This is a genomic window from Acinetobacter sp. AS167 (assembly GCF_037152175.1).
In the GTDB taxonomy this organism is placed as follows: Bacteria; Pseudomonadota; Gammaproteobacteria; order Pseudomonadales; family Moraxellaceae; genus Acinetobacter.
This window is the reverse complement of sequence record NZ_JBBCMP010000021.1, coordinates 1-11,021: the sequence shown is the minus strand read 5'-3', so window position 1 is coordinate 11,021 and position 11,021 is coordinate 1. Positions and strand designations below refer to the sequence as shown.

The 11,021-nt window shown below is 38.6% G+C and carries 9 protein-coding genes; 5 read left to right on the top strand and 4 right to left on the bottom strand.

Translation table 11 applies throughout. The features are described 5' to 3' along the window. The first annotated feature begins 123 nt into the window (after positions 1 to 123). Together WFN33_RS19670 and WFN33_RS19665 are read left to right on the top strand one after the other, a co-directional pair. Entirely contained in the window at positions 124 to 2,352 is a 2,229-nt protein-coding gene (locus WFN33_RS19670) for a TonB-dependent receptor (protein WP_336954731.1), read from the top strand. A gap of 36 nt (positions 2,353 to 2,388) precedes the next feature. Continuing rightward, positions 2,389 to 2,559 carry a hypothetical protein gene (locus tag WFN33_RS19665; protein WP_336954730.1) on the top strand — a complete coding sequence of 57 codons (171 nt, stop codon included), beginning with the start codon at positions 2,389 to 2,391 and terminating at the stop codon, positions 2,557 to 2,559. A 231-nt stretch (positions 2,560 to 2,790) separates the two neighbouring features. On the opposite strand, the gene WFN33_RS19660 is transcribed toward WFN33_RS19665, so the two are convergent. The 4 genes from WFN33_RS19660 to WFN33_RS19645 all read right to left on the bottom strand — a co-directional run bounded on the left by WFN33_RS19660 (position 2,791) and on the right by WFN33_RS19645 (position 6,501). Then, positions 2,791 to 3,969, bottom strand: coding sequence for a thiolase family protein (locus WFN33_RS19660; RefSeq protein WP_336954729.1), 1,179 nt, complete (start codon positions 3,967 to 3,969; stop codon positions 2,791 to 2,793). A 151-nt stretch (positions 3,970 to 4,120) separates the two neighbouring features. Further along, positions 4,121 to 4,768, bottom strand: coding sequence for a 3-oxoacid CoA-transferase subunit B (locus WFN33_RS19655; RefSeq protein WP_154130373.1), 648 nt, complete (start codon positions 4,766 to 4,768; stop codon positions 4,121 to 4,123). 2 nt (positions 4,769 to 4,770) lie between these two features. Further along, a complete protein-coding gene (locus WFN33_RS19650; RefSeq protein WP_004721433.1) occupies positions 4,771 to 5,472 on the bottom strand; it encodes a CoA transferase subunit A in 702 nt (233 codons plus the stop codon). A gap of 147 nt (positions 5,473 to 5,619) precedes the next feature. Beyond that, a complete protein-coding gene (locus WFN33_RS19645; RefSeq protein WP_004820562.1) occupies positions 5,620 to 6,501 on the bottom strand; it encodes a LysR family transcriptional regulator in 882 nt (293 codons plus the stop codon). Positions 6,502 to 7,154: 653 nt separating this feature from the next. Between WFN33_RS19645 and WFN33_RS19640 the strand changes: the two genes are divergently transcribed. The 3 genes from WFN33_RS19640 to WFN33_RS19630 all read left to right on the top strand — a co-directional run bounded on the left by WFN33_RS19640 (position 7,155) and on the right by WFN33_RS19630 (position 10,562). Continuing rightward, on the top strand, positions 7,155 to 8,579 hold the full coding sequence (locus WFN33_RS19640) for a GntP family permease (protein WP_336954728.1): 1,425 nt from the start codon (positions 7,155 to 7,157) through the stop codon (positions 8,577 to 8,579). 33 nt (positions 8,580 to 8,612) lie between these two features. Continuing rightward, complete coding sequence (locus tag WFN33_RS19635) at positions 8,613 to 9,398, top strand: 3-hydroxybutyrate dehydrogenase (protein WP_336954727.1); 786 nt, start codon at positions 8,613 to 8,615, stop codon at positions 9,396 to 9,398. 207 nt (positions 9,399 to 9,605) lie between these two features. Then, positions 9,606 to 10,562, top strand: coding sequence for a 3-hydroxyacyl-CoA dehydrogenase NAD-binding domain-containing protein (locus tag WFN33_RS19630; RefSeq protein ID WP_336954726.1), 957 nt, complete (start codon positions 9,606 to 9,608; stop codon positions 10,560 to 10,562). Positions 10,563 to 11,021: the final 459 nt, after the last annotated feature.

Here is an 11,021-nt window from a genome sequence, read left to right as displayed (position 1 = left end):
ATTAAATTTAAGCAGAATATAAATGTTTTATTGTTTGTTTATTTGTTACTGTGAATTACAATCATTCTCAATTATACTTTCGTCAATTTAAAGCAATCTCAGGGTGAGATAAAAGGAAGCAAGATGAAAAGCAACAAAATTTTTAATAAGAAGTCTGATATAAAAAAAATCATTCCACTTATATCAATTGGTGGGTTCATCTTTTTATCACAATCCTCTTTTGCTATTTCACCCACAGAAGCTACAGATACAGAAAACAAAGCTGCAGTGCTTCCAACCATTACTGTCAGCGCATCACGCTCAGATGAATTCTCCTCTTCTGCAAAACAAGTGACCAAATTAGATGAAAAACAAATTGAATTTCTAAAAAATGCGTCTTCTGGAAATATCGCCACTGTTTTAGCCAAAGTTGTGCCTGGCTTATCTGATTCAAGTCGTACAATTACTGATTATGGGCAAACTTTACGCGGACGTAATGCCTTGATCTTGGTTGACGGCGTACCTATGAATTTGACACGTGATACATCAAGAGGTCTTTCATCAATCGACCCGCAAAGTATTACGGGGATAGAAGTCATTCGTGGCAGTAATGCGATTTATGGAAGTGGTGCTGCTGGCGGAACGATTTCAATCACCACCAAAGCGGCGGGTGGTGAACCGACTGCAAAAACTGTGATTGGGCTACAAAGCGCATTGACCAATTTTCGTACAGATGCTTTAAGTGGAGATATTCATCAATATTTTTCTGGAAGCTTAAATAACTTTGACTATGCATTTGATTTTGGCTATCAACGTATTGGTAGTCCATACGATGCTAGAGGCGATCGTGTTGCACCAGAACCAAGTCAAGGTGATTTATTTGATGCGGATGCATATAGCGTAGGCGGTAAACTTGGCTATCACATTGACGACAACCAATATCTACAATTTGCAGCAAATTACTATAATGCTGAACAAGATTCTGACTATGCCTCTGACCCAAGTGTAGCAAAACTTCCTGCAGGTAGCGTACCTGCGAAAGCAATCAAAGGGCTTAAATTAAAAGACCAGAATAAAAATGAAAATCAAATCTACAATTTAACCTATAACAATAAAGATTTATTTGGCAGCAAAGTTGACGCGCAAATCTATTACCGAGACTTTTTTACTCGCTTCTCGCCATTTGATGCCCGTAAAGTCAGTACCCGTGGTGGAAAAGTCGATCAGGTTTATCAAAATAATAATGTACTTGGCAGTCGCCTAACCGTAAACACCCCACTAGAATTTTTAGGTGATACTTCAATTGTTTGGGGTGGCGATTTTAGCCGTGAAAAAAGCGAAATGCCTCTAGATACGTTTGATCCTACAATTTATGACCAATCTGGTGGTTTAGAATTTGTTAAAAATGGAAAACTAATCTATCTACCTGAATTAACCACCCAAAGCATCGGTGGTTTTGCGCAATTAAAACATAATTTCAATGAGCAATGGTCTGCTGAAGTGGGTACACGTTATGAAGACAGTTATGCAAAAATTGATAGCTTTGTTCCATTATCACAATTAGGCAAACCAAATCCTTATACCGTTAAGGGGGGTAAAGTGACGGCGGATGCATGGTTATATAATGCCAATATCACCTTTAAGCCAACAGATCAGCACTCGATTTACGCATCTTTTAATCAAGGTTTTCAATTGCCCGATGTAGGTGTTGTGATCCGTAATGCAACAGCAGGATTTAACTTAGCATCATCATTCCTTGAACCCGTTAAAGTAGATAATTACGAGCTCGGTTGGAATGGTCATTTTAATAATTTTAGCTCAAGCTTAGCAGTGTTCCAGTCAACTTCCGATCTGGGTGGTGTTCAATCCTTTAACAATGGCTTGATACTGACGCGTACCAAAGAAAAAGTGACTGGTGTAGAAGCAACTCTTGATTATCTTGATGATGCAAAAGTATGGGGAACTGGAGGAAGTGTTACATGGATGAAAGGCCGTGAAACCCCACAGAACAGCAATAAAGAACAAGATATGACGGGTTATCGTATCCCACCTTTAAAAGTAACAGGATACATTTCTTATAGCCCAACAGACACATGGACAAATCGTTTACAAGCGACATATTTTGCTTCAGAAGATTATCGTTTAAACGGTGTCAACGGTTTTGGTCGTTATGATGTGAAGTCATATACCACTGCAGATTTAATCAGTAGTTTTGCCCTAAACAAAAAAGATACCGTTACGATTGGCTTAGAAAATATGTTTAACCGTAAATATTATCCATTATATAGCCAACTTCTACGTACCAGTAATAACACCAGCCATCTGCTGGCGTCAGGTGCAACATTGAAAGTGACTTATAGTCATAAATGGTAAGATTTAATGATAAAGCCTTGTGCTTTTGAATCATAAATGGTTGTCCTACCGTGGGGTGACATGGATGTCGCCCCTTGTGTGTGGGAATACGGGGGTACAGGACGTCCCCCCGCCCAACATAAGCAAAAACAAAGCACTGCTTTGTTTGCAGCGCAAGGTTTGGCATCCACTACGAAAAGTGAGGCATCGCCTACACAAAGGTATTGAAACTTTCAATGTAAGGTGGAGCATTGCAAACTTTTTATAATCAAACAATTTATCTCGTCATATAATTGATTTAATTAAAAATATTCATTTCTTGGGTTTGATTTTTTGACAAGTTGACTATACATAAACTCACATGACAAAGAACAGCAAAAAGCCGGCAGTATTGAAACGACCGGCTTTTTTAATTTTGAATCACAAACTATTTAACTATTTATCACGATAAACAATAAATTACGCGCTTAATTCAACTGCAAGTGCTGTTGCTTCACCACCACCAATACAAAGTGTTGCGATCCCTTTGGTTTTACCTAAGCGTTTTAAAGCATGGATCAAGGTCACAATGATTCGTGAACCTGATGAACCCAGTGGATGCCCGAGTGCACAAGCACCGCCATTAATATTGACTTTTTCAGGATCAAGTTTAAATGCATCAATTGCAGCCATAGTGACCATGGCAAAAGCTTCGTTAATTTCCCACAGGTCAACATCATCTACGGACCAACCTACATTTTTCAGTAATTTTTCAATTGCTCCCACAGGTGCAATGGTAAACTCTTCAGGATGCTGAGAATTGGTTGTATAGCCTTTGATTTCAGCCAACACAGTCAAACCACGCTTTTTCGCTTCTGACGCCGACGTGATCAGTAGTGCAGATGCACCATCACTGATTGAACTAGAGTTTGCAGCAGTGATCGTACCGTCTTTAGCAAATGCAGGTTTTAAGCTTGGGATTTTATCAATCTTGGCATTTTCAGGATTTTCGTCCACATCTACAGTGATCTCCCCCTGACGTAGCGCCACTTTAACAGGTGTGATTTCGTCTTTAAAATAACCTTCTGCAATCGCTTTTTTTGCACGTGTCAGTGAGCGAATTGCAAACTCATCCATTTGCTCACGGCTATAGCACTTTTTATCCGCCATTTCCTGTGCAAAACTTCCCATTGCACGCCCTGTACCCGCGTCTTCTAAACCATCAAGGAACATATGATCAATCACTTGACCATGCCCCATCCGATAACCTGAACGTGCTTTAGGTAATAAATACGGTGCATTGGTCATAGACTCCATCCCACCGACCACAATAATTTTGGCACTTCCTGCTTTAATGGCATCGCTGGCTTGCATCGCAGCTTTCATCCCAGAACCGCAGACTTTATTGATTGTGGTTGCGCCAACATGATCCGGTAAACCCGCTTTTCGCATCGCTTGACGTGCTGGACCTTGTTTTAAACCCGCAGGTAATACACAGCCCATAATTACTTCATCAATATCAGCAACAGGCACATTGGCTTGTTCAACAACTTTTTCAATGACGACTGCACCCAAATCCGGTGCAGATAAACTTGCAAAACTGCCTTGAAAACTTCCCATTGCAGTACGACTAGCTGCGACGATGACAATCTTTTCCATTCGAGTTCACCTTGTATTTTAAATGCGTATACTTTTGAAGCGGGTATTTTTGAAAATAGCATATCCATTGATAACATGTCTAAGCCGCCAAAGCGACTTAGCATTTAAACTTGGCTGCTTACATTAGAATTTTAGCCTTGCTTTGTCACAATCAAGCCACAGCGAGATTTGAGGTGATCAGTTCTACCCCAGTTGCCGCCTGAATCTGTTCTAGGCTTACATCTTTGGCCAATTCAATCAACTCTACACCTTGAGGAGTGATATCCATCACCCCTAGATCCGTAATTATACGGTTTACGACCAGTCTACCCGTAAGCGGTAATGAACATTCAGCGACGATTTTAGGACTACCATCTTTAGCACAGTGTTCCATTAACACCACGACTTTTTGTACCCCAGCAACCAAATCCATTGCACCGCCCATGCCTTTTACTTTTTTCCCAGGGATCATCCAGTTGGCTAAATCTCCCTTTTCGGAAACCTCCATTGATCCTAAAATGGCAATATTCACCTTACCCCCACGAATCATGGCAAAAGATTCAGCACTAGAGAAAAACGCAGCACCCTTACGTGCAGTTACGGTTTGTTTACCCGCATTAATTAAATCTGCATCGACAGTATCTTGTGTTGGAAATTCATCAATTCCCAATAAGCCATTTTCAGATTGAAGCCAGACATTGATATTGTCAGGAATATAGTTTGCAACCAAGGTGGGTAAGCCAATACCTAAATTGACATAAAAGCCATCTTCAAGCTCTTGCGCTGCACGTTCAGCCATTTCATTACGCGTCCAAGCCATGATTAAATCTCCGTCTTCAATGTCAATTGTTCAATTCGTTTTTCAGGCTGCGCATTTAAAACAATACGACTTACATAAATGCCCGGTAAATGAATTGAATCTGGATCTAACTCACCAATTTCAACAATTTCTTCAACTTCGACAATGGTCAATTTGCCAGCCATTGCACACTCAGGGTTAAAGTTTCGTGCAGTCTTACGAAAAATTAAGTTACCAGCTTTATCTGCTTTATAGGCTTTTACCAAAGCAATATCTGCAACCAATGCTTGTTCGAGTATGTAATCTTTACCATCAAATTCGCGAACTTCTTTGCCTTCGGCAATCAATGTCCCAACACCTGTTTGGGTAAAGAACGCTGGAATACCTGCACCACCTGCACGTAACTTTTCAGCCAAGGTGCCTTGCGGTGTCAACTCTACTTCAAGCTCACCATTTAAATATTGACGTTCAAATTCTTTGTTTTCACCGACATAGGATGAAATCATTTTTTTAATTTGTTTGGTTTGTAAAAGCTTGCCTAGACCAAAATCATCCACACCGGCATTGTTAGAAATACAGGTTAGACCCGTAACGCCAATTTCTTTTAAGGCATCAATCAATGCTTCTGGAATACCACATAATCCAAAACCACCCACTGCAAAAGTCTGGTTGTTTGCAACCACATCAGCCAAAGCTTCATGTGCATTCGCGACAACTTTGTTCATCGTTTTAACTCTATGTCCTTTAGAATTATTATTATTAACATCGAGCAAATTATTTTAGAAATTGATTCTTTCAAATGTCTAATGAGTAAAACTCATTAATCTGATTTTACCTTGAAATAGTGGAGGTTATGATGAGGTGACAGTCTCTTAAAACTGATGTGCCAATATCGTTTCAATAAATTGCGAAGAAATATTAGAAAGTTCAAAATCTTTTTTATAAATGATTCCAACAGAAAGATTGACATTGCCCTCTTCAATTTCAACCAAGACATTATTTTCTTTATCGATATAATTTTGAAAATGACGTGGGATCGCACTGACCCCCATACCAAAAGCCACAAAATGCGACAATGAACTAATTTGATGACACTCAAGTTTTAAATCTAAGATCATATTATTTTGTGAACATTTCTCTTCCACCACGTGTCGAATGATCGAAGGTTTCTGTAAAGTGATAAAAGGATAGGCATACAGCTCACGCCATGTCACACTTTTACGCTGCGCCAACTGATGGTCTTTAGGAAGTAGTGCTAAAAAATCTTCATTGAAAAATGGCTTAAAAATTAATTGATCATTGTGTTGCGGTTCAAAACAAATCCCAATTTCAAAAATACCCTCTTGGACTTTTTCAATAATTTTCTCATTGGGAATATCATGGATTGAAAAATTGATATTGGGATGATTCTTATTAAATTCATGCAGTACAGCAGGTAAAACAGCATGTGTCGCGAAAGGCATCGAGGCAATATTTAATGTGCCACGATGTAATTTAAAACGCTGTTTAACATCTCTTTCCATGTCTTCCCAATTTGCCAAAAGTTTTTTAGCAAATGGAATCAACGAATTTCCCTCAGCAGTAAGATCCACACGGCGGGTATTGCGCTTAAACAGCTTGCCACCCAACTCATCCTCTAAACTTTTGATACTTAAGCTTAAAGCAGATTGACTTAGGCAAAGTTCATTGGCAGCATTGGCATAATTCAATGTCCGAGCAAGAACTAAAAAAGCTTTTAACTGTTTGAGTGTCATACGGCAACCTAACTGATTTATAGCTCTATAATACGCTAAACCAAGCGAGTTTTGATCCTAAAATGAGTCATTTGAGCTATCGATTTGCTTATAGAATAAGATATCAATCCATGCTAGCTGATCTCGTTTTGCTCAGATTGATGTCTTAATGAAAGTTTTTAATTTGTGTGATCTGTAAAAAATATGTCTATGCATTTAAATCAGGACAAAATCGATATATTACGTATTTCAAGCAACACACTTGTCAATAAAACTACTGCTGTAAATAAAAATTAAAACGTTGAACATATACTCATTCATCTGCATCTCCAATTTGGCTTTTTTCTTTTGCTTATCTATGACCTATTGCGCAAAAACCTCATGAAACTTGTTTCTATTCATTAGTTTTCCATATTGACTCATAAATATTTTCAAACAATGCCTCGAATAATTTGGATTATAGTTTTATCCATCATTTGGAAATGGATATTCCAATTTATAAGTCTGGACGATTTATAAAAGCTAAATTTATTGATCAATATTAATTTCTCTAGATATCCATTTTTATTGGTTTCACTCACTAATGCATTTTTATGATTGAGATAGCCTTGTCGTGATTTGAAATAAAAACAAGGTGGGTTTTGACATATATTCTTTAAGGACGGAGTAAAAATATGTGGGAACTGGGTATAATTTTACTTTCTCTTGGCTTGTTGATGTACACAGCCTACAGAGGATTTTCTGTAATTCTCATGGCACCTATTTGTGCCTTATTGGCCGTCTTGCTGATTAACCCTGCCAACGTTTTACCATTTTATTCTGGTGTGTTTATGCCAAAAATGGTGGGCTTTATTAAAGATTATTTCTTGGTGTTTTTGCTGGGTGCGATTTTTGGTAAAGTTGTTGAAATGTCAGGTATTGCTGAATCCATTGCCAAAACGATTGTTCAATTAATTGGCTCTAAAAATGCAATGCTTACCGTTGTTCTGCTAGGGGCAATTTTAACCTATAGCGGCGTCAGTTTATTTGTCGTAGTTTTTGCAGTCTATCCCTTTGCAAACCAATTATTTAGACAAGCAAATATCCCTAAACGTTTGATTCCTGGCACGATTGCACTGGGTGCTTTCTCCTTTACCATGGATGCCTTACCGGGTACGCCTCAGATTCAAAACGTTATTCCAACTACCTTTTTTGGCACCAATATTTATGCAGCGCCATTTTTAGGGATTATCGGTGCAATCTTTGTTTTAGGTGTTGGTTTAAGTTATTTGGAATGGCGTCGTCGTGTTGCTGCTCGCAATGGAGATGGCTTTGCATCTGGTATTACTTTAACAGAAGCCGAACTTCAGCAATTTGAAAATCAATCTCAGCAACAAGATAATGGTTCTGGTCTACGTCAATTCATGGCATTTGTTCCCTTAATTTTAGTTGCAGTGATGAATAAATATTTATCTACAGCAATTAAAACATGGTATCCAAATGGCTTTGATTTTAATGCGCTTGGACTAGCAAACTACACTGTCGATGTCGCAAAAACGTCAGCGATTTGGGCAGTTGGTTTGGCTTTAATCGTTGGGATTATCACTTCGATTATGTTCGATTATCGTCGTGTTTCAACCAGCTTTAAAGAAGGTGTAAACGCAAGTATAGGTGGTTCTCTACTCGCTGTGATGAACACTGCATCTGAGTATGGTTTTGGTGCAATCATTGCCGCTTTACCGGGTTTTGCTGTAATCAGTCATGCTTTGGGGCATACATTTACCAATCCATTGGTCAATGGTGCAGTCACCACAACCGTTTTGGCTGGGATTACAGGTTCAGCATCTGGCGGTATGAGTATTGCCCTCAGTGCCATGGCTGACCAATACAATACAGCTATTGCAGCAATGGGCATTCCTGCTGAAGTGATGCATCGTATTGTTGCAATGGCATCTGGCGGTATGGACACCTTACCGCATAACGGTGCCGTGATTACCCTACTTGCAGTCACTGGACTTACACATAAACAATCTTATAAAGACATTTTTGCCATTACCATCATTAAAACAGTTGCAGTATTTGTCGCAATTGCTGCATTTACATGGTTTGGTATCGTCTAAGTTTATCTTCAAAATGAACACAGGGAGTCAATAATGAGTCAACTTCTCAAAGATAAAGTTGCATTTATCACAGGTTCAGCAAGTGGTATTGGACTTGAAATTGCCAAAAAATTTGCCCTTGAAGGTGCAAAAGTGGTGATTTCGGATATGAATGCGGACAAATGTAATGAAGCAGTTTTAGCCTTAAAAACTGATGGATTTGAAGCCTTATCTGCACCTTGTGATGTTTCAGATGAAGATGCTTATGCTGCTGCTATTGGTCTAGCACATAGCAGCTTTGGTCGTTTGGATATTTTGATCAATAATGCTGGTTTTCAGCATGTTGCTACCATCGAAGAGTTTCCAACTGCCATTTATCAAAAACTACTGAATGTCATGCTGGTGGGTTCTTTTATTGGAATCAAACATGCATTTCCAATCATGAAGGCACAAAACTATGGCCGTATTATCAATATGGCTTCGATCAATGGTTTAATCGGTTTTGCTGGAAAAGCGGGTTATAACAGTGCCAAACATGGGGTGATTGGTTTAACTAAAGTTGCAGCGTTAGAATCTGCTCGAGATGGAATCACGGTCAATGCATTATGCCCAGGTTATGTCGACACACCTTTGGTACGTGGTCAAATTAAAGATTTAGCTAAAACTCGCAATGTCAGCGAAACAAGTGCACTTGAAGATGTCATTTTAGCCATGGTTCCACAAAAGCGCTTACTCAATGTTGAAGAAATTGCAGATTATGCCGTTTTCTTGGCGAGTGAAAAAGCGGCGGGGGTGACAGGTCAAGCAGTGGTTATGGATGGTGGTTATACCGCTCAGTAATACAGTTGATGATTGCAATGAGCATGAATTTGTCTCTATGTAAATCATCTAACCAGATGTAATACATATTCATTTGTAGGGGGAAATCCTCCCCTACTGTTTTTTAGTTTTTCTATCTTTAGTTTTTATCAAAGTGAAAGGCTCACTTTGTCATGTGTCATAGCTAGACAATCCAACGTTCTCAAGTTATTCAAGGAAAATGAATATATGAAACCCATAAATAAAGTTGCCATTATCGGTACTGGTGTTATTGGTGCAAGTTGGGCAGCATTCTATTTAAGTAAAGGATTTCAGGTGAATGCTTTTGATCCTGCAGCTGATGCAGAATTAAATTTAAAAAATAGAGTTCAGACCTATTTACTGGATCTGTTCGAGTTGGCTGAAGAGCAAACCACCTCTTCTGACTGTTATGTTTCAGACACTTTAAAAAATCTCACTTTTTATCAAAATCTAACAGATGCGGTAAAAGATGCCGATTTTATTCAAGAAAATGGTCCAGAGCGGATTGATCTAAAAAAAGACTTATATGCACAGCTCACTCAAAACTGCCCTAAAGATAGCATTATCGCTTCAAGTTCATCTGGATTAAAAATCTCAGATATTCAACATGATTGCCTTTATCCTGAAAGAATCGTACTGGGTCATCCTTTTAACCCGCCACACTTATTACCTTTGGTTGAGATTATTGGTGGAGAAAAAACCCAAGCGAACTATATTCATGATGCTTTTGAGTTTTATACATTATTGGGAAAAAAACCGATTTTAATTCAGAAAGAAGTTAAAGGGCATGTCGCCAATCGTTTACAGTCTGCAATTTGGAGAGAAGCGTTTTATCTGGTTTCTGAAGGTGTATGTAGCGCAGAAGATATTGATATCGCCATCACCAATGGCCCCGGATTACGTTGGGCAATATTTGGTCCTTATTTAAATATGCAGTTGGCCAATCAACATGGATTTAAAGCCGCTATGCATCATTTAGGTGAACCGATGTCTGAATGGTGGGCTGATATGCACCCTTATACCTTGTCTGAAGAAAAAATTGAGATGCTGAATGAAGAAACTCAACAGTTTGTTAAAAAACTAGGCGATAAGAATCTTCAATTACTTCGTGATCAGGCATTACTGCGATCTTTAAAGATGCGTAAAGAATTAGATTTGCCTTAATCGGATTTTACAAAAGTGATCTTCATTGATTCTCCAGAATTCTCATCTGGAGAATTTAGTCTTCAAAAGTTTAGCCAAGGGAAACAGGATCATTGACCTTCCCGCTCCAAAATTGAATCAACATTTCAAAGCATCCCAAGCAACAATTTCAGACTGAACCTTGTTGCTTATTTTTGAATTATAGTCAAACCACCTAATTATTCATACAAGTGATTCCCCTCAAATCTTTGATTATAAATGAAGCTTATGTTTTTTTATGAACTTTTAGAAACTATTGATTATCAATTTATTTTTTGTATTTTTGAATTATAGATGGTGATCCTACCGTGCGGCGACATGGATGTCGCCGTTGGGCGGGGGTATATGAGCAAAAATAAAGCACTGCTTTGTTTGCAGCGCAAGAGCCCTGTTAAACGGAAGATTTTTGTCATCTTGTATCTTGTTCTTTGTAGTGATTAG

Bases quoted from the DNA above. Each gene is read 5' to 3' on its own strand.
- WFN33_RS19670 (WP_336954731.1), top strand. From the start codon at position 124: ATGAAAAGCAACAAAATTTTTAATAAGAAGTCTGATATAAAAAAAATC.
- WFN33_RS19665 (WP_336954730.1), top strand. From the start codon at position 2,389: ATGGTTGTCCTACCGTGGGGTGACATGGATGTCGCCCCTTGTGTGTGG.
- WFN33_RS19660 (WP_336954729.1), bottom strand. From the start codon at position 3,969: ATGGAAAAGATTGTCATCGTCGCAGCTAGTCGTACTGCAATGGGAAGT.
- WFN33_RS19655 (WP_154130373.1), bottom strand. From the start codon at position 4,768: ATGGCTTGGACGCGTAATGAAATGGCTGAACGTGCAGCGCAAGAGCTT.
- WFN33_RS19650 (WP_004721433.1), bottom strand. From the start codon at position 5,472: ATGAACAAAGTTGTCGCGAATGCACATGAAGCTTTGGCTGATGTGGTT.
- WFN33_RS19645 (WP_004820562.1), bottom strand. From the start codon at position 6,501: ATGACACTCAAACAGTTAAAAGCTTTTTTAGTTCTTGCTCGGACATTG.
- WFN33_RS19640 (WP_336954728.1), top strand. From the start codon at position 7,155: ATGTGGGAACTGGGTATAATTTTACTTTCTCTTGGCTTGTTGATGTAC.
- WFN33_RS19635 (WP_336954727.1), top strand. From the start codon at position 8,613: ATGAGTCAACTTCTCAAAGATAAAGTTGCATTTATCACAGGTTCAGCA.
- WFN33_RS19630 (WP_336954726.1), top strand. From the start codon at position 9,606: ATGAAACCCATAAATAAAGTTGCCATTATCGGTACTGGTGTTATTGGT.